Source organism: Curtobacterium sp. 9128 (genome assembly GCF_900086645.1).
Classification (GTDB): Bacteria; Actinomycetota; Actinomycetes; order Actinomycetales; family Microbacteriaceae; genus Curtobacterium.
The window spans coordinates 2,015,964-2,033,040 of record NZ_LT576451.1 but is presented as its reverse complement, the minus strand read 5'-3'; the positions used below and the strand labels follow the sequence as shown (position 1 = coordinate 2,033,040).

The 17,077-nt window shown below is 72.5% G+C and carries 20 protein-coding genes and 1 riboswitch; of the genes, 12 read left to right on the top strand and 8 right to left on the bottom strand.

Features of this window, described 5'->3' with window-relative positions; all coding sequences use genetic code 11:
- Positions 1 to 172 precede the first annotated feature (172 nt).
- Both QK288_RS09850 and QK288_RS09845 read left to right on the top strand, forming a co-directional pair.
- The gene (locus QK288_RS09850) at positions 173 to 814 is read left to right on the top strand and encodes a GntR family transcriptional regulator (RefSeq protein ID WP_281264149.1); all 642 of its coding nucleotides are present in this window, start codon (positions 173 to 175) and stop codon (positions 812 to 814) included.
- Positions 811 to 2,052, top strand: coding sequence for an MFS transporter (locus QK288_RS09845; RefSeq protein WP_281264148.1), 1,242 nt, complete (start codon positions 811 to 813; stop codon positions 2,050 to 2,052). Before QK288_RS09850 ends, QK288_RS09845 begins: the two co-directional genes overlap by 4 nt.
- Positions 2,053 to 2,163: 111 nt before the next feature.
- Here QK288_RS09845 and QK288_RS09840 read toward each other — a convergent pair whose 3' ends face one another.
- A complete protein-coding gene (locus QK288_RS09840) occupies positions 2,164 to 3,057 on the bottom strand; it encodes an NUDIX hydrolase (protein ID WP_281264147.1) in 894 nt (297 codons plus the stop codon).
- Positions 3,058 to 3,115: 58 nt separating this feature from the next.
- A riboswitch (TPP riboswitch) is annotated at positions 3,116 to 3,211 on the top strand.
- Between QK288_RS09840 and thiM the strand changes: the two genes are divergently transcribed.
- From thiM to thiD, 3 genes are all read left to right on the top strand, one after another.
- Positions 3,201 to 4,052 carry a hydroxyethylthiazole kinase gene (thiM, locus tag QK288_RS09835; RefSeq protein ID WP_281264146.1) on the top strand — a complete coding sequence of 284 codons (852 nt, stop codon included), beginning with the start codon at positions 3,201 to 3,203 and terminating at the stop codon, positions 4,050 to 4,052. Its footprint overlaps the riboswitch before it by 11 nt.
- Positions 4,049 to 4,702, top strand: coding sequence for a thiamine phosphate synthase (gene thiE / locus QK288_RS09830; protein WP_281264145.1), 654 nt, complete (start codon positions 4,049 to 4,051; stop codon positions 4,700 to 4,702). Before thiM ends, thiE begins: the two co-directional genes overlap by 4 nt.
- Complete coding sequence (gene thiD / locus QK288_RS09825; protein WP_281264144.1) at positions 4,699 to 6,216, top strand: bifunctional hydroxymethylpyrimidine kinase/phosphomethylpyrimidine kinase; 1,518 nt, start codon at positions 4,699 to 4,701, stop codon at positions 6,214 to 6,216. The genes thiE and thiD overlap by 4 nt, the downstream gene beginning before the upstream one ends.
- Here the strand turns inward: thiD and QK288_RS09820 are convergent.
- The 4 genes from QK288_RS09820 to QK288_RS09805 all read right to left on the bottom strand — a co-directional run bounded on the left by QK288_RS09820 (position 6,123) and on the right by QK288_RS09805 (position 8,042).
- Positions 6,123 to 6,647, bottom strand: a complete 525-nt coding sequence (locus QK288_RS09820) for a YfcE family phosphodiesterase (protein ID WP_281264143.1) — start codon at positions 6,645 to 6,647, stop codon at positions 6,123 to 6,125. The genes thiD and QK288_RS09820 overlap by 94 nt on opposite strands.
- Positions 6,644 to 7,144, bottom strand: coding sequence for a MarR family transcriptional regulator (locus tag QK288_RS09815; protein WP_281264142.1), 501 nt, complete (start codon positions 7,142 to 7,144; stop codon positions 6,644 to 6,646). The genes QK288_RS09820 and QK288_RS09815 overlap by 4 nt, the downstream gene beginning before the upstream one ends.
- A gap of 119 nt (positions 7,145 to 7,263) precedes the next feature.
- Positions 7,264 to 7,725: a VOC family protein gene (locus QK288_RS09810; protein ID WP_281264141.1), complete on the bottom strand. Its 462-nt coding sequence runs from the start codon at positions 7,723 to 7,725 to the stop codon at positions 7,264 to 7,266.
- 20 nt (positions 7,726 to 7,745) lie between these two features.
- Positions 7,746 to 8,042, bottom strand: coding sequence for a GNAT family N-acetyltransferase (locus QK288_RS09805; protein WP_281264140.1), 297 nt, complete (start codon positions 8,040 to 8,042; stop codon positions 7,746 to 7,748).
- A gap of 9 nt (positions 8,043 to 8,051) precedes the next feature.
- Between QK288_RS09805 and QK288_RS09800 the strand changes: the two genes are divergently transcribed.
- Positions 8,052 to 8,741, top strand: a complete 690-nt coding sequence (locus QK288_RS09800; protein WP_348639017.1) for an NAD(P)-binding domain-containing protein — start codon at positions 8,052 to 8,054, stop codon at positions 8,739 to 8,741.
- 15 nt (positions 8,742 to 8,756) lie between these two features.
- Here QK288_RS09800 and QK288_RS09795 read toward each other — a convergent pair whose 3' ends face one another.
- Positions 8,757 to 9,725, bottom strand: coding sequence for an aldo/keto reductase (locus QK288_RS09795; protein WP_281264138.1), 969 nt, complete (start codon positions 9,723 to 9,725; stop codon positions 8,757 to 8,759).
- A 155-nt stretch (positions 9,726 to 9,880) separates the two neighbouring features.
- Between QK288_RS09795 and QK288_RS09790 the strand changes: the two genes are divergently transcribed.
- Entirely contained in the window at positions 9,881 to 10,930 is a 1,050-nt protein-coding gene (locus QK288_RS09790) for a hypothetical protein (RefSeq protein ID WP_281264137.1), read from the top strand.
- Between the two features lie 215 nt (positions 10,931 to 11,145).
- Here QK288_RS09790 and QK288_RS09785 read toward each other — a convergent pair whose 3' ends face one another.
- On the bottom strand, positions 11,146 to 12,003 hold the full coding sequence (locus QK288_RS09785; RefSeq protein ID WP_281264136.1) for a LysR substrate-binding domain-containing protein: 858 nt from the start codon (positions 12,001 to 12,003) through the stop codon (positions 11,146 to 11,148).
- Between the two features lie 119 nt (positions 12,004 to 12,122).
- Between QK288_RS09785 and QK288_RS09780 the strand changes: the two genes are divergently transcribed.
- A complete protein-coding gene (locus QK288_RS09780; RefSeq protein WP_281264135.1) occupies positions 12,123 to 13,448 on the top strand; it encodes an MFS transporter in 1,326 nt (441 codons plus the stop codon).
- Positions 13,449 to 13,579: 131 nt separating this feature from the next.
- Here the strand turns inward: QK288_RS09780 and QK288_RS09775 are convergent, their stop codons facing one another.
- On the bottom strand, positions 13,580 to 14,227 hold the full coding sequence (locus QK288_RS09775) for an NAD(P)H-binding protein (protein ID WP_281264134.1): 648 nt from the start codon (positions 14,225 to 14,227) through the stop codon (positions 13,580 to 13,582).
- A gap of 100 nt (positions 14,228 to 14,327) precedes the next feature.
- On the opposite strand from QK288_RS09775, the gene QK288_RS09770 reads away from it, so the two are divergent.
- The 4 genes from QK288_RS09770 (at position 14,328) to QK288_RS09755 (ending at position 16,958) form a co-directional block, all read left to right on the top strand.
- A complete protein-coding gene (locus tag QK288_RS09770; RefSeq protein WP_281264133.1) occupies positions 14,328 to 14,711 on the top strand; it encodes a helix-turn-helix domain-containing protein in 384 nt (127 codons plus the stop codon).
- A gap of 17 nt (positions 14,712 to 14,728) precedes the next feature.
- Entirely contained in the window at positions 14,729 to 15,757 is a 1,029-nt protein-coding gene (locus QK288_RS09765) for an NADPH:quinone reductase (protein WP_281264132.1), read from the top strand.
- 46 nt (positions 15,758 to 15,803) lie between these two features.
- Positions 15,804 to 16,139 carry a helix-turn-helix domain-containing protein gene (locus QK288_RS09760; protein WP_281264131.1) on the top strand — a complete coding sequence of 112 codons (336 nt, stop codon included), beginning with the start codon at positions 15,804 to 15,806 and terminating at the stop codon, positions 16,137 to 16,139.
- A gap of 84 nt (positions 16,140 to 16,223) precedes the next feature.
- A complete protein-coding gene (locus QK288_RS09755) occupies positions 16,224 to 16,958 on the top strand; it encodes a S1 family peptidase (RefSeq protein WP_281264130.1) in 735 nt (244 codons plus the stop codon).
- Positions 16,959 to 17,077 lie beyond the last annotated feature (119 nt).

The window sequence follows — 17,077 nt, the reverse complement described above, 5'->3', positions numbered from 1 at the left end:
ACGTGCCATGGCCGGCGCGATCGCCTCCGTTGACGGGCACCGGCGTGGAGGCAAGCGTATCCGCCCCGGTGCTGCGATGTCGCGATCCATCCGCATGCATGCGCAAGTGCGGTTCCTCGGCGGGGTACCCGCGTGCATGCAGCCTTGCATGCAAGGCGTAGGATCGGAGATCGTGAACAGCACGGCGACGACCCAGGCGGCATCCGACCGCGCCTACGACCACGTCAAGCGGGCGATCATCCGCGGGGACCTCGCCGGCGGGACCGCCATCAGCGAGAACGCCATCTGCCAGGACCTCGGGATCTCCCGGACGCCGGTGCACGAGGCGTTCCTCCGGCTCGCCGCCGAGGAGCTCATCGCGTTGGAGTCCCGCAAGGGCGCCGTCGTCCGCCCGATGTCCCCGAACGAGGCGGCGGACGTGCTCGAGATGCGCGAGGCGATCGAGTCGACGGCCGCGACCCGCGTCGTCTCCGACGGCCGCGTGGCGGACCTGGCCCCGAGCCTCCAGGCCATGCTCGCCGAGCAGGAGGCGGCCGTCCGCGACGGCGACGTCGACCGGTTCATCGAGGTGGACGCGGAGTTCCACGGTGCCGTGATCGGCGCGTCGCGGAACGCGATCGCCGTCCTGTTCGCCCGGACGCTGCGCGATCGGCAGCAGCGGCTCCGGCACCAGCTGATGCGGGTGCAGCCGTCCCAGTTGCAGGCGTCGCTCGACGACCACCGTGCGCTCGCCCGCGCGCTCGAGGACGGCGACGCCGCCCGCTACGCCGAGGTGCTCGGCGCCCACGTCGCGTCGCACCGGGGCGCGCTGTGAGCGCCACCGGGTCGATCCCGACGACCGGCTCGCTGGCGGTCCCCCGCGCCCACGTGATGCCGTGGGTCGCCGTCTGGGGCGCCGTGTTCGTGTGCTCGTGGGGCGGCAACCAGTTCAGCCCGCTGCTGCTGATGTACGAACAGCGCGCGCACTACTCGTCCGTGCTCGTGAACGTGTTCCTCGGCGTGTACGTGCTCGGGCTCGCGCCGGCGCTCCTCGTCGCCGGGTCCCTGTCCGACCGGCACGGCCGACGCCCGCTCATGCTCGCGGGCATCGCCTCCGCCGTCGTCGGCAGCGGTCTGCTCGCGCTCGGCCCGTTCGGCCCCGGCTTCCTGATGGCGGGGCGCCTGTTCGCGGGTGTCACCGTCGGCATCGCGATGGCCGTCGGCAACAGCTGGGTGAAGGAGCTCTCGCAGGGCAGGTTCGACCCGACGGCGGACGCCGGCTCCGGGGCCCGTCGCGCGTCGCTCGCGTTCACCCTCGGATCCGCCTCCGGTGCACTCGTCGCCGGGCTCATCGCGCAGTGGGGCCCGATCCCCGAGGTCCTGCCCTTCCTCGTCCACATCGCGGTCGCGCTGCCGTTCGCCGTCATCGTCTGGCGGACGCCGGAGACCCAGCGCTCCGGTGGGCTCGCCGGCCCCTGGTGGCGGCAACTCCGCGTCCCGAGCGCCGGGCACCGTCGGTTCACCCGCGTGGTGCTCGTCGGCGCGCCGTGGATCTTCGGGTCCGCCGCGATCGGCTACGGGTACCTGCCGACCCGGCTCGAGGGGGCGACCGGCACCTGGGGGCTCGTCTTCGCGACCGCGGCGACCGTCGTCGCCCTCGGGGTGTCGAGCGCGATCCAGCCGCTCGCGAAGCACGTGCACTCGATCGCGTCGGCGCGGGGCATCGCGACCGCGGTGTTCCTGATGACCCTCGGGATCGCGGTCGTCACCGTCGCGATCGAGCTGCAGTCGGTGTGGATCGGCATCGCGGCGAACGTGGTGATCGGCGTCGGGATCGGCATCGCGCTCGTGTCGTCGTTGCTCGAGGTGCAGCGGATCGCGGGCGCTCGGGACCTCGCCGGGTTGACCGGGGTGTTCTACGCGGCCGCGTACGCGGGGTTCCTCGCGCCGGCCGTCATCGCCGCGGTGGCGAACGTCGTGGCGCTGCCGCTCGTGCTCTGGGTGATCGTGGCGCTCGGCGTCGTGTCGTGGATCGCGGTGCTGGCGTCGTCCCGCCGTCACATACCGGCGTAGCCGCGCCGCCAGCTCGTCGAGACACCGCCGAGTCGTCGAGACACCCCCGGTTTCGGCGGCGTCTCGAGGGGACGGCGGCGTCCCGAGGGGACGGCGGCGCGAGGACGGACGCTACAGCTGGTCGCGGAGCCACGAAGGGCCGCGGGTCGTCGCGCCGATCGCCTCGACGCGGGCGCGCAGCTCCCGGTCAGCCGTCACGACGACCACGGGGGCATCACCGGCGGCGACCACAGCCGAGGCAGCGGCCACGATCGCGTCGTCCCCTGACCCGTCCGCGAGCACCACGGACACCCCGGGTCCCGGCTCCGACGTCGCGCCGCGGGCGTCGCCCTCGAGCACGACGGTCCACCGCGGCCACCACCGCGTGAACCCGAGGTCGAGCAGCGGCGCTGGGACACCCACCGCGGCGAGCGCCGTCACGCCGTCGACCAGGCGGGACGCGGCACCCGCTCGGTCCTTCCACCAGCCGTCCGGCACGCTGCCGACGACGTTCGCGGCATCGACCACGACGTGCGGCATGACCCCGATCGCGGAACGGAGCGCCGGCCACGACTCACCGAAGCCCGGGTGCAGCGGCAGGTCGTCGACCTCGCCGACGGGGACCCAGGACAGCGCGAGGCTCTCCCGGTCCGCGATGACCGGCTCGAACGGCCGGGAGGCTCGCCCCACCACGGTCGTGTACGTCCAGAACCCGAGGTCGAGCACCGACGTGTGGCGCAGGTCGACGCCGTCGAGCGGCACGCCCGCCTCCTCGGCGGACTCCCGGAGCGCTCCGGTGACGGCGTCCTCGTGCTCGTGCCGGGCACCGCCGGGGATGCCCCACGTGCCGCCGTGGTGGCTCCACTCGACACGGTGCTGGAGCAGGACGCGGCCGCGGCCGTCGTCGACGAGCAGGCCGGCTGCACCGAACACACCCCACGCCTTGGTGCCGTCGGGTCCGTACGCCCAGGCGTCGCCGGGGTCGCGGGGACCTGGCGGCGGACCTGGAGGCAGCGCGTCTGGCACGCCCCAAGCCTGTCACACGGCACCCGTCATGTGACCGCGGAGGTCGTGTACCGTTTCGTCCGAAGACACGGGGTGCCGCATCCGGCGGCTGAGATCACACCCGTCGAACCTGCTCGAGTTCGTACTCGCGAAGGGATCGTCCGATGAACACTCCTGCGCCCGCTCCTGCCTGGGCCGACCGTTCCGCCGAACTGCTCGAGGCCGTCAGGTCCAGGGCACCGCTCGTGCAGTGCATCACGAACTCGGTGGTGCAGAACGTCACCGCGAACGTGCTGCTCGCACTCGGCGCCTCGGCCGCGATGGTCGACGTCCCCACCGAGGCCGGTCCGTTCGCCCGGGTCGCCGACGCACTGCTCGTCAACACGGGCACGCCGCACGCCGAGCCCCGGGCCGCGTCCGTCGAGGCCGCCCGCGCAGCGGCCGAGCACGGCACCCCGTGGGTCCTCGACCCGGTGGCGGTCGGGTCGCTCCCGGTGCGCACCGCCCTGGCCCGCGAGTTGCTGGGCATCGGTCCGACGGTGCTCCGCGGCAACGCGTCCGAGGTCCTCGCGCTGCTCGGGGACTCCGCCGGTGGGCGCGGGGTCGACAGCACGGCCGGCACCGACGACGCGCGTGCGTCCGCCGTCGACGCTGCCGAGAGGCTCGTGGGCACCGTGGCCGTGTCGGGTCCCGTCGACCTGGTGGCCGGCACCGGTGCCCCCGGCGGCTCCGGCACGGTGGTCCGGATCGCGAACGGGACCGAGCTCCTCACCCGGATCACCGGCGGCGGGTGCGCACTCGGCGCCGTGATCGCGGCGTTCACGTCCGTCGCCCCGGACGACCCGCTCGCCGCGACCGTCGCCGGCACCGCGGTGCACACCATCGCCGCCGAGCTCGCCGCGCGGGACGCCGGTGGTCCCGGGACGTTCCAGCCGCTGTTCCTCGACCGGCTGGCATCCCTGACGCCCGCCGACGTCGTCGCCACGGCACGCATCACCGAGGAGGTCGCCGCATGACCGGGCTCGGTGTCTACCTGGTCACCGACGGCGCGCTCTGCGACCGGCACGGACACGGGGTGCTCGGCGTCGTCCGGGCTGCCGTGCACGCCGGGGTCGGGATCGTGCAGGTGCGGGACAAGTGCGCGAGCGCCAGGGACCTCCTCGCACTGACGGCCGCCGTCGCCGACGCGGTGGGCGACCGTGCGGCCGTGGTCGTCGACGACCGACTCGACGTCGCCCTCGCCGCTCGGCACGCCGGGCACCGGGTCGCCGGTGTGCACCTCGGGCAGTCGGACGTCCCGGTGACGGCTGCGCGCGCGCTCCTCGGGCCGGACGCCCACGTCGGGCTGACCGCGAACACCACGGCCCACCTCGACGTCGTCGCACGACTCCCCCGCGGAACCGTGGACCTGCTCGGCGTCGGTGTCGTACACCCGACCGCGACGAAGGCGGACCACCCGCCGGCACTCGGCCGCGACGGGTTCGCACGCCTCGCCGCCGCGACGGACATGCCGTGCGTGGCGATCGGCGGCGTCGACCTCGACGACGTGGCGCCCCTGCGCGCTGCGGGTGCCTCGGGGGTCGCCGTCGTCTCCGGGATCTGTGCAGCGCCGGACCCCGGCGCCGCGGCCGCGGCGTACGTGGCTGCGTGGGGCGGCTCGCGGTGAGCCGGCCGCCCCGGGTGCTGAGCATCGCCGGCACCGACCCGACTGGCGGTGCCGGACTGCAGGCCGACCTCAAGGCGATCGCCGCACACGACGGCTACGGCATGGCGGTCGTGACCGCCGTCGTCGCGCAGAACACCCGCGGCGTCCGGTCCGTGCACGTGCCGGACGTCCGTGTCCTGCGCGACCAGCTCGACGCCGTGTCGGACGACGTCGTCGTGGACGCGGTGAAGATCGGCATGCTCGGCACGACCGCGGTCGTGGGCGAGGTCACCGACTGGCTCCGCACGAACCGCCCGCCGTACGTGGTCGTCGACCCGGTGATGGTGGCGACGAGCGGCGACCGGCTGCTCGACGCGGACGCCGAGCGGGCGATGACGGGGTTGTTCGCCCTGGCCGACCTCGTGACGCCGAACCGGTCCGAGCTGGCCGTGCTCGCCGGGTTGGCTGGTGTCGACGACACGGACCCGATCGCAGCGGCACGGGGTGTGGCCGCCGCGTGGGACGTGCTCGTGCTGGCGAAGGGCGGGCACGCCGGCGGCGACCGGTCGGACGACGTCCTCGTCACACCGAACGGCACCGTCCGGGTGTTCACCGCGGGGCGGGTGGACACGACCAACACGCACGGCACCGGGTGCTCCCTGTCGAGCGCGATCGCGACGCTCGTCGCCCGGCACGGCGACTGGGAGGTCGCCGTCGGCACGGCGAAGGACTGGCTGACGGCAGCGCTCGCCGGCGCGGACGCACTCGAGGTCGGCAGCGGCAACGGGCCGATCGACCACGGGGCGCTCGTCCGCGCCGCCCTGCCGGCACCCCGGTTCACCGACGCCTGGTGGGACGACGTCCGCGAGCTGCTCGACGCGACGATCGCGACCCCGTTCATCCGGCGGATGGCCGACGGCACGCTCGAGCCGGACGTGTTCGCGGGCTACCTCGCGCAGGACGTGCACTACCTCCGCGCGTACGAACAGCACCTCGCGGCGATCGGGCACCGCGCGACCGGGAGCGATGCCGCCTTCTGGGAGGCCGCCGCTGCCGGCTGCGGCGAGGAAGCGGCCACCCTGCACCACCGCCGACTCGCCGGCACCCACGCCGACGACCCGGTGCACCCGACGTGCGCGGGCTACCTCGCGCACCTGGCGGCGGCCGCGACGCACCCCGACGTGGCCGTGCTCGCCGCCGCCGTCCTGCCCTGCTTCCGCGTGTACGCGTGGGTCGGGGCACAGCTCGGCACCGCACCGGTCGGACACCCGTTCGCCGACTGGATCGCGGCGTACGGCGACCCGGACTTCGCGGCGTCGAGCGCCCGTGCGACGGACCTCGTCGAGGAACTCGCGCGCGCGGCCACGCCGGCGGTGCGGGGCGACATGGCCCGGGCGTTCCGCGAGTCGACCCGGTGGGAGCTGGCGTTCTTCCTGATGCCCTACGAGCTCGGCATGCCCTGGGACTTCGGCGCCAGCCGGACGAGCTCGACGTCGAGCGACCCGTCCGAGGCGGTGCAGCGCATCCAGGTGTGATCCGGCTGGCGCCGACGGTCGGTCGGCGAGCCGGGGTTCAGCAGCCGGAGGCCCCCTGGTGCCACGGTGTCCCACGGGATGTGCGAGTGCCCGAACACGAGCACGTCGACGTCCGGGTACGCCGCTGCCGCACGACGCTCGCGGCCGGTCGCCGCACCGGTCTCGTGGACGACGGCGAACCGGAGCCCCTCGACGTCGACGTGCGCGACGAGCGGCAGCCGGTCGTCGAACTCGGGGCCGTCGTTGTTCCCGCGGACCCCGACGAACCGCGCGGCCCTCGCCTCGACGGCGTCGAGCGTCGTCAGGTCCACCCAGTCCCCCGCGTGCACGACGAGGTCGGCGGCGTCGATGTCGTCCCACAGCCCGGCGGGGAGGTCCTTCGCCCGCTTCGGCAGGTGTGTGTCCGACAGCAGGACGATCGAGGTCGTCATGCCTTCGGCAGGTCCGGGTCCACGTCCGTGTCCGTCGCCCGGGCCGGCATCGGCAGACCTGCCTCGTCCGAGGCGCCCAGCCGCTCGAGCAGCCCGGCGAGCAGGGCGATGTCGTCGTCCGACCAGCTCGCGATCCGCTCGTCGAGGGCGTCGCGGTGCAGCTTCACGGAGCGCGCGAGTGCCGCGCGTCCCTCGTCGGTCGCCTCGAGCGGCTTCGCGTTCCCCGTACCGCCGTCGGTCGTCCGGATCAGCCCGGCGGCGAGCAGCCCGGCGAGCTGCCGGGAGATCGTCGACCGGTTCAAGCGGAGGTACCGCGCGATGTCGATGGCCATGCAGCCGGGGTGGAGTACGACGAAGTCGACGAGCGACTGGTCGACGACGCTCAGCACGGCGTCGTCCCCTCGGGCCCTGATGCTCGCACGCCGGGTGATCCGGGAGAGCTCGGTGTAGGCGCGTCCGATGTCAGCGTCCCGGACGTCGGACCTCGGGTGGTCCATCCTGACTCCAACCTGTCGTTCCGTGCCCGTCACCATACCGGTGGGGTACAACTCCGGACCCCGGTGAACCGCCGAGCAGCGCGCGATCCGCCGACGGTCTGCGCGAACCCGCAGCCGGGCTAGTCGCCCCGTGCCGCCGCGTGCAGGGCCTCGATGTCGAGCTTCACCATCTGCCGCATCGCCTCGTACGCCCGTGCCGCGCCCTCCTGGTCGCCGCCGGCACTCATGATCTCGCCCATGTCCGCCGGGGTCACCTGCCAGGACACGCCCCACGCGTCCGTGATCCAGCCGCACGCCACCGGGGTACCGCCGGCGTCGACGAACGCGTCCCAGATGCGGTCGAGTTCTGCCTGGTCCTCCACGTCGACCTGGAACGAGATCGCGTCGGTGTGCGGGTGCCCCGGGCCGGCGTTGATCGCGCGGTAGGGCTGGCCGTCCAGGCGGAACTCCACCACCAGGGTCGTCCCGTCCGGGAGCTTCTCGACGTGGTCGACGGACGAGTCCGGGATGACCGAGGTGTAGAACGTGGCGGCCTGCTCGGCCTGCCCGTCGTACCAGATGAAGGGGACGATCTGTCGCACGGTGGGTCCTGTCGTCGGGCTCAGTCCGCGACGCTGCGGCTGAGGAGCGGTGCCTTGTCCGGGTGGTCGTCGAACCACTTGCCGACGAACCAGCACATCGGGACGATGCGCTTGTCGTTCCGGGACTCGACGTCGGCCACGGCGTACTCGACGAGCTCGGCGGCGTAGCCGTGCCCGCGGTGCGCCGGGACCGTGTACGTGTGCGGGAACGCGACGGCGTCGTCGTTCTCGCGGTAGTCGAGCACGCTCACCAGCGCGCCGTCGACGTACATCGCGTACCTCGAGCGGTCTGCCTCGTCGCGGAACTCGTGTGCCATGCCGCCATCATGCCTCGGAATGCACCGAGGGGCACGGCGTTGTCTGGAGGCATGACGACCATCGGGATCATCGGAGCAGGCAACATCGGCGGACAGCTGGCACGACTGGCGGTGCAGCACGGGTACGACGTGGCGATCGCGAACTCGCGCGGACCGGAGACGCTGGCGGACCTCGTGTCCGAACTCGGCGACCGGGCACGGGCGGTCACGCGGGACGAAGCGGCGGCAGCAGGGGACCTCGTCGTGGTGACGACCCCCCTCGCGGCGATCGAGACGATCCCCGTGGAGCCCCTCGTCGGCAAGGTCGTGATCGACACGAACAACTACTACCCGCAGCGCGACGGACACATCGCGGCGCTCGACGACGAGTCGACGACCACGGCCGAACTGCTGCAGGACCGCCTGCCGGACGCCCGCGTCGTCAAGGCCTTCAACCACATCGCGGCCGCCGACCTGACGACGGCCGGGACGCCCACGGGTACCGCCGGTCGCCGTGCCCTCGTCGTCGCCGGCGACGACGCCGACGCCAAGCGCGTCGTGTCGGACCTGCTCGACGAGTTCGGCTTCGACCCGGTGGACATCGGCCCGCTCGCCGAGGGATGGCGCATCCAGCGCGACACCCCCGGCTACGTCAAGCCGTACGCAGCCGTCGAGCTCGAGCAGGCCGTGGCCGACGCGAAGCGCTACCGCGACATGTGAGCCCCATCGCCGCGATCAGGCCGCGTCGAAGATGACCGTCATCTCGGCGATGTCGTCCTCGCTCGGCGCCCACGCGGTGCCGGCATCCACGTTCTGCGTGATCTGCTCGGGCTTCGTCGCACCCGCGATCACGCTCGTCAGCCCCGGCTGCGCCAGGAGCCACGCGAACGTCGCCTGCAGCATCGTGACGCCGCGCTCGTCGCAGAAGCCCTGGTACTCCTCGAGCACGTCCCACGGCGCGCTCTCGAGGAGTTCCGGCTTGAGCTTCGACAGCCGACCGTCGGCGGGGCCGCCGGAGCGGGTGTACTTGCCGCTGAGCAGCCCGTTGTACAGCGGGAAGAACGGCAGGAACCCGAGCGCGTACGCGCGGACCGCCGGCAGGACCTCGGCCTCGGCGCCGCGGGCGAGCGGGCTGTACTCGTTCTGCGCGGACACGAACGCCGTGGTGCCGGCGATCGACGCGGTCAGCTCGGCCTCGGCGATCTGCCACCCGGCGAAGTTCGAGTGCCCGACGTAGCGGATCTTGCCCTCGCGGACCAGGTCGTCGAGGACGGACAGCGTCTCCTCGATCGGCGTCACCGAGTCCGGCCGGTGCATCTGGTACAGGTCGATCCAGTCCGTGCCGAGGCGCTGCAGCGACGACTCGACGGCGAGCCGTACGTAGCGCCGGGACCCGCGGACGCCCCAGTCCGGTCCGTTCGTGCCACGCATGTCCATGCCGAACTTCGTCGCGAGGACCACCTCGTCGCGACGTCCGGCGATCGCCTTGCCGAGCATCGACTCCGACTGCCCGGGGGTCCCGCCGTAGACGTCGGCGGTGTCGAGGAGCGTCACGCCGGCGTCGAGTGCGGCGTGCACGACGGCGTCGGTGCCGTCCTGCGTCTCGGTGACCGTGCCCGGCCTGCCGAAGTTGTTGCAGCCGAGGCCGACGGTGGAGACGACGAGCCCGGAGGGGCCGAGTGGACGGTGTTCGATCGCTGCCATGCTCCGACCGTACCGGCGTCCCCGGAACTGGGGCTGCGACACCGGCACCGGTTGCCGTTAGAACTGACGATGGATCAGCCTACGGAGGGAGCCGAACAGTGGCGTCGCATCGCTTACCCGATTCCGAACGACCCCGCCGTCCCGTCCCTGCCTGGGTGACGACCCCGTTCGTCGACGGCGCGGCCGATCAGGAGGCCCGACCCGCGTCCGCCGCCTCGGCACCCGTCCCCGAGACGGTCGAGCCCACCCCGCCGCAGGTCGCCGCCACCTCGACGCCGGCTCCGTCCAGCCCTCCCGACGCAGCCGCGGTGCTCGATCCGGACGCCGTCGCGCCGGACTACCCACCCGTGGAGGAGCACCTCCCGCCGGCCCCGACGTCGCCGACCGTGCACACCGTGCCGTTCGACCAGCTCGTCGGCGACCCCTCGTCCCCTGCACCCGTCTCCCCTGCGCCCGTCCCCCCGGTCGACGCGCCCGTGCTCGTCGGTGCGCCCGCACCCCGTCCGACCGCGCCCGCCGGACCCGTCGTCCCGCAGGCAGGGCAGCCGCGGTTCTCGGTGCCCGGGCTCGAGCACGTCGTCGTCGCGGGGTCCGAACCGGCTCCCGTCGGTCCCGTCGGGTACCGGACCCCCGCACGCTTCGCCCACCAGCAGGTCACCCACCAGCAGGTCGCCCAGGCGCTCCCGATGTCCGAGGCATCGGCACCAGCCGTCCTGGCCCCGGCAGCCGGGCCCGCGGCCGCTCCGGCCCCGGTCGTCACGGATGCTCCCGAGTCGACCCGCGCCGCGACCCGTGACGAGGCGGAGGTGACCGTCGACGCCCAGGCCGAGCCGAGCCTCCCGTCCGACGCGGAGGCGACCACGAAGCGGACCGCGCGCCGCCCGCTCGGCGCGACGCCGGGTGCGGTCCTCGGCGCCGTCGCCGGGATCGCGGCGCTCGGACTCGCGGCGTGGTGGTTCCTCGCCCCCGCGTCCGTGCACGCGGCGGGTGTCGCGATCGGCCTGCTCGGCGTCGTGCTCTCGATCGCCACCCTGCGGAACCCGGCGGCGACGTGGCAGCGGCCGGTCGCGCTCCTCGGGGCCGTCCTCGGTGGTGTCGGCACGCTCGCGCTGCTCTGGGCCGTCGCGACCGCCGTCCTCCCGATGGCCGGCGTGACCCTGCCGGACCTCACCGGCTCGGGTCTGACCCCCACCCTCGTCCCCTAACGCGCCCGCTCCGGCTCCCGCGCCCCTGTCGGAGCATCGAGTGCGCCGAAATGGGGACCTCCCGCCCCTCGCGCCCACCACTTCCGCGCACTCGTTTCCCCCGCGCCCCTCTGGGAGCATCGAGTGTGCCGAAACGGGGACCTCTCGCCCCTCGCGCCCACCACTTCCGCGCATTCGATGCCCCCGACCCGGCGACCAGGCGGGCACGAACTCGGTCAGACCGCGCGGACGACACCCCGGGACAGGATGGCGTTCGTCAGGGCGTCGATCGGCTCGCGCTGCACGGTCGGGTTCGCGATGAGGACGTAGTCGACCGCCGGCAGGTCGGGCAGCCCCAACCGCTGCGACACCTTCACGAGGTCGGCGGGGATGAGCGAGTGCGGGAACACCGCGACACCGATCCCCGCCCGGACGGCGGCGAGCACCCCGTTCACGTCACGCGTGTTGCAGGTGATCCGCCACGTGCGACCGGCGGCCTCGAGCGCGTCGATCGCCATCTGCCGGCTGATGCTCGGCGCCTGGTACGCGATGAGCGGCACCGGCTCGTCCCGCTCCACGGCGATGCCGTCCTGCGCCATCCACACCATCTGGTCCGTCGCGACCCTGGTGCCCTCGGCGGACTCCCCCGCGGTCTGCTTGATGAACACCAGGTCGAGCTGTCCGGCGTGCACCCGACGCAGGAGCGGTGACGACTGGTTCACCGTGAGCTCGAGGTTCACCTGGGGGTGCAGTCGCCGGAAGTCCCGGAGGATCCGCGGCAGCTGGGTGATCGCGAGGTCGTCCGCCGCGCCGAACCGGAGCCGCCCGCGTGTGGCCGACCCGGAGAAGTAGGCATCAGCCGTCGCGTGGGCCGCGAGGATCGTCCGCGCGAACCCGGCCATCGCGTCCCCGTTGTCCGTGAGGCTGACGCCGCGGGTGTCCCGCGCGACGAGGGTCCGCGACACCGCCGTCTCGAGCCGACGGAGGTGCTGGGACACCGTCGGCTGGCTGATGCCGAGTCGCGCCCCCGCCTGGGTGAAGCTCTGCGTCTCGGCGACGGCGAGGAAGGTCTGCAGCAGGACGGGATCGAGCACGCGTACCTCATTCGACATCGCAATGGAGTGATAGCAACCATACGGGGATCGAATGGGTTCGTCACAAGTAGTTTCGATGGGGTACCGATTCCGCCACCGACAGCCGGAGACCCCACCCCGTGAGCGCGTCATCGACGACCCTCTACCCGCCGACCGAACCCCTGCCGATCCAGGCCACCCGACCGCCCTGGCGGCACACGCTCATCGCCCTGTCGGTCCCGAACTTCCGGCTGTTCACCGCGACGAACCTCGTCGCGATGACCGCCGGGTGGATGCAGCGCATCGCGCAGGACTGGCTCGTCCTGCAGCTCACCGGCTCGGTCGCGCAGGTCGGCATCACGGTCGCGTGCCAGTTCGCCCCGATGCTGTTCTTCGGGCTCTTCGGCGGGGTGATCGTCGACCGCTTCTCGAAGCGCGCGCTGATGATGATCACCCAGGGCGCCTTCGCGGTGCTGTCGGCACTGCTCGCGGTGCTGACGCTCGCGGGGGTGGTGCAGGCGTGGCACATCTGGGCGATCGCGTTCGTGGTCGGGATGGTGACCGTCATCGACAACCCGGCTCGCCAGGTCTTCGTGACCGAGATCGTCGGCCACGAACATCTCAGGAACGCCATCAGCGTGAACTCCTCGGTGTTCCAGCTCGGCGGGATGATCGGCCCGGCGCTCTCCGGGGCGCTGCTCGTCGCCGTCGGTGCCGGGTGGTCGTTCGGTGTGAACGCGGTCGCCTGCGCCGCGGTCGTCGTGACGCTGGGGTTCCTGCGCGTCTCGGAGCTGCACCGCACCCCGCCGACACCACGCGCGAAGGGCCAGCTCGTCGAGGGGCTCCGCTACGCGATCGGGAAGCCGACGATCATCGTCCCGGTCGTCCTCGTCGCGTTCTTCTCGGTCTTCGCGCTGACGATGCCGGTCCTGCTGTCGGCCTTCGCCTCCCAGGTGTACGACGTCGGGGCCGGCGGCTACGGCGTGTTCAACTCGGCGATCGCCGTCGGCGCCCTCGTCGGCGCCCTGCTGTCCACGCGTCGCGCCGTGGTCCGGCTGCGCACCATCGTCGGCGGCGTGTTCTGGACCGGGATCCTGCTCGTCGTGTCGGGCAGCATCCCCGTGATCGCGCCGTTCACCGTGATGCTCGTCGCGGTCGGCATGTCACAGCTGCTCTTCCAGACGGCCTCGAACTCACTCGTGCAGCTGTCGTCGAACGTCGCGATCCGCGGCCGCGTGATGTCGCTCTACATCCTCGTGCTCCTCGGCGGACAGGCGATCGGTGGACCGCTCATGGGTCAGGTCGTCGACCACTTCGGCGCCCATGTCGGCATGGTCGTTGCCGGAGGGGTGCCGGCCGCGGCAGCGGCCGTCATCGGCCTGGTGCTCGCCCGTCGCGGTGGGTTCCACCTCGGCGTCCGGATGCGGCACCACGTGCCGCTCCCGGCGATCGTCGGGCACCGCTGACGGACAGGAGGCTCGTGGCGGGCCCGCACCGGGCCTCCCGTCCGATCCGTCGTCCCGTCCCGGCTCGCACTCCGAAACGAACATCGCACCCCGTCAGGACGGGGTGCGATGTTCGTACGCGGGCGCGACGCTCAGTAGGCGACGCCGAACCGCGCCTGGTGATGCGCGGGGGTCTCGATCTCGTCGACGAACGCGATCGCGAAGTCCTCGCCCGAGATGTCGGAGTTGCCCTCGGCGTCGGTGAGGAGCACCTCGTCGGTGGTCCGGTAGGTGCCACGACGCTCGCCGGGGTTGTAGCCGCCGAAGGCCGCTGCCGGGCTGACGTAGAACCAGTCCACGGACGTGTCGGATGCACGGAGGTCGTCGAGGATCTGCCCGTGGCTCTTCGCCTCGCCCTTGAACGCGTCCGGGAACTCGGCCGTGTCGAACAGTCGGGGGCCACCGTCGGCGACGAGCAGCGACCCGGCACCGCCGACGATCCCGAGGCGTGCCCCCGCGGCCTCTGCGGCGTCGACGAACGGCTGGAAGCGGTCCTTGAGCTCGCTGCCGTCGGCCTGCACCGCGTGGAGTGCGACGACGATGACATCGGCGCCCTTGGTGACCTCGGCGACGAAGGCGGCGTCGAACGCATCGCCCTGCGCGAGGGTCAGACCCTCGGCGGGCTCGAGCTTCGTGGTGTCGCGGGCAACGGCGACGACCTGGTGGCCGCGGGACAGCGCTTCGCGAGTGATGGCGGAGCCGGCGTACCCGGTGCCTCCGAAGACGACGATGGTGGACATGCGTGTTCCTCTCGTGGTGGTGCGTGCTTGCTCGACTCACCTTAGGGGCGTTACTCTCTTTTGGTAAGTAGGCACCTCGTGGTGCGTAACGGAGGTCGTCGTGAGTGCACTCGAGTACAGCCCGTACGCGGCGGACTGTCCCAGCCGGCAGCTGCTCGACCGGATCGGCGACCGCTGGAGCGTGCTGACGATCGGCACCCTGGCGGACGGACCCCAGCGGTACTCCGTCATCGCGAATCGCGTACAGGGGGTGTCGCAGAAGATGCTCACGCAGACCCTGCGGGCCCTCGAGCGTGACGGGCTCGTGACCAGGACGGTGTTCCCCGAGATCCCGCCGCACGTCGAGTACGAGCTGACCGACGCAGGGCGATCGCTCCGCTCCGTGCTCGAGCCGCTCGAGCGGTGGGCGACGACGCACATGGCCGACGTCGAGGTCGCGCGTGACGAGTACGACACCGCACGTTCGGAATCTCCCCGGCGCTGACGTGGTTGCGTGGAGGCATGCGATCGATCGTCTACACGAAGCCCGGTGACTCGTCCGTCCTCTCCCTCGCCGACCGCGAGCCGCAGGATCCAGGCGCCGGCGAGGTGCGCGTGCGCGTCGTCGTCTCCGGCGTGAACCCGACGGACTGGAAGGCCCGACAGGGCGGCACCTACGGCGACGGTCTGCCGTTCCCGGAGATCACCCCGAACCAGGACGGCGCCGGGATCGTCGACGCCGTCGGTCCCGGGGTCGACGAACTCGCCGTCGGTGACCGGGTGTGGCTCTACATGTCCGCGTCCGGTCGCCCCACCGGCACTGCGCAGGAGTACACCGTCGTCCCGGTGGCCCGCGCGGTCCGACTCCCGGACGGGGTCTCGTTCGACGTCGGCGCATCGCTCGGCGTCCCCGCGATGACGGCGCACCGGGCACTGACCACGCACGAAGAGGGCCCCTCGCGCCTCGGACCCGGCGCGCTCGACGGCGTGACCGTGCTCGTCGCGGGCGGTGCCGGTGCGGTCGGGCACGCGGCGATCCAGCTCGCACGGTGGGCCGGCGCGACCGTGATCTCGACGATCAGCTCCGACGAGAAGGCCGCGCTGGCGACGGCCGCCGGTGCGCACCACACGGTGAACTACCGGCAGGACGACGCCGCCGCGCGGATCCGCGAGATCGCCCCGGACGGCGTCGACATCATCGTCGAGGTGTCGATCCCGCAGAACGCCGCACTCGTCGCGGACGTCCTGGCGAACCACGGCGTCGTGTCGATCTACGCGAACAACGGCGGCGACGAGGCGACGCTCCCGATCCGCCCGAACATGAGCGTCAACGCCCGGTACCAGTTCCTGCTGCTCTACACGATCGGCGACGAGGCCCTGACGGCTGCTGCCGAGGACGTCACCGAGGCGCTCCACGACGGAGTCCTGCCGGTCGGTGTGGACGCCGGACTGCCGATCACCCGGTTCGATCTCGCCGACACCGCTCGGGCACACGACGCGGTCGAGCAGGACACGGTCGGCAAGGTGCTCATCGACGTGCAGCCGGAGTAGCGGCACCTTCTTGCCATCGCGGGTGTGATGGGTGGAGCATCGACCAATGCGCATCAGTGTCGATCCGCTCCACCCCGTCACCCCGGGCTCCACCACCCACGAGGCCGCCCCGAGACCCGCCCGTGACTCGAGCGTGCAGACCGTCGCGAAGACCCTGGCGATCCTCGAGGCGGTCGCCGAACGCGGCAGCGCCACCGCCAAGGAGATCGCCGAGGTCCTCGGCTTCCCGCTCCCCACGGCGTACCGCCTCCTGCACGCCCTCGTGCACGCCGAGTACCTGGTGCACCGGCGCGAGGAACGGCGCTTCGAGCTGAGCCACAAACTCGAGGCCCTCGCCCGCTCGGCCCGGTCGAACGGAGCCACCGTCCAGGCGGACGGGTGACACACCGGGTCCACAACAGACCCGACTTGTCCCTCGAACAGGGGGCGCAGCACGATGGCATGACATTCGATGAGAGGAATCGTCATGCAGCATCGCGCTCTCCGAGCACTCACCATCACCGCAGCCGCCGCCCTCACCCTGGTGGGCGGGTCCCTCGGCGCGACCACCGCCAACGCCGCCACCGCATCTCCGCAGGTCATCGGCGGCGAGCAGGCGCCGAACACGCCGTGGGAGGTGCAGCTCGTCTTCCAGCAGGGCGGCACCGCCAGCTACGGCTGCACCGGCGAGGCCCTCAACGCCGAGTGGGTCCTCACCGCGAACCACTGCGTCGACGGCACCACCGCGATGAACGTCTACCACTCGAACAGCACCGCCGACCGGGGCCCGGCGACCGCCGCCGACGAGCTCTACAGCGCACCCGAGGGTGACATCGCGCTCGTGCACCTCTCCACCCCGGTCACGCTGAGCTCGTACGCGCAGCTCGACCTCGGCTACACGACGAAGACGTCGGGCACGGGCACGATCATGGGCTACGGCAACCGGGCGGACAGCGAGCCGACCGACGGGCTCTACCAGGCGAGCGTGTCGCTCTCCGGGCACTCCACGGACGCGTACTCCGGCGACGCGCAGCACGTGACGGGGATCTCGGGAGCGTCGAACCACGGCGACTCCGGCGGGCCGCTCATCGTCGGTGGCGAGGTCGTCGGTGTCTGCTCCACCGGTGACGTCGCCGACCCGGGCTCGAACACGAACGCCGGGTCGAACTACGCGATCCTGTCGCAGAGCGGCGACTGGATCGCCCAGACCGCGGGCCTGTAGTCGGCAGGCCGGGTCGCGTCGTCCGACGCGACCGCAGGTCGGACGGGAGGCACGGTGCGGGCCCGCACCGTGCCTCCCGTCCGTCCGTGGCCCCGTCCGCCGCGCCGCCCGCCCTGATC

Bases quoted from the DNA above. Each gene is read 5' to 3' on its own strand.
- thiM (WP_281264146.1), top strand. From the start codon at position 3,201: ATGAACACTCCTGCGCCCGCTCCTGCCTGGGCCGACCGTTCCGCCGAA.
- thiE (WP_281264145.1), top strand. From the start codon at position 4,049: ATGACCGGGCTCGGTGTCTACCTGGTCACCGACGGCGCGCTCTGCGAC.
- QK288_RS09820 (WP_281264143.1), bottom strand. From the start codon at position 6,647: ATGACGACCTCGATCGTCCTGCTGTCGGACACACACCTGCCGAAGCGG.
- QK288_RS09815 (WP_281264142.1), bottom strand. From the start codon at position 7,144: ATGGACCACCCGAGGTCCGACGTCCGGGACGCTGACATCGGACGCGCC.
- QK288_RS09805 (WP_281264140.1), bottom strand. From the start codon at position 8,042: ATGGCACACGAGTTCCGCGACGAGGCAGACCGCTCGAGGTACGCGATG.
- QK288_RS09800 (WP_348639017.1), top strand. From the start codon at position 8,052: ATGCCTCGGAATGCACCGAGGGGCACGGCGTTGTCTGGAGGCATGACG.
- QK288_RS09795 (WP_281264138.1), bottom strand. From the start codon at position 9,725: ATGGCAGCGATCGAACACCGTCCACTCGGCCCCTCCGGGCTCGTCGTC.
- QK288_RS09775 (WP_281264134.1), bottom strand. From the start codon at position 14,227: ATGTCCACCATCGTCGTCTTCGGAGGCACCGGGTACGCCGGCTCCGCC.
- QK288_RS09765 (WP_281264132.1), top strand. From the start codon at position 14,729: ATGCGATCGATCGTCTACACGAAGCCCGGTGACTCGTCCGTCCTCTCC.
- QK288_RS09760 (WP_281264131.1), top strand. From the start codon at position 15,804: ATGCGCATCAGTGTCGATCCGCTCCACCCCGTCACCCCGGGCTCCACC.
- QK288_RS09755 (WP_281264130.1), top strand. From the start codon at position 16,224: ATGCAGCATCGCGCTCTCCGAGCACTCACCATCACCGCAGCCGCCGCC.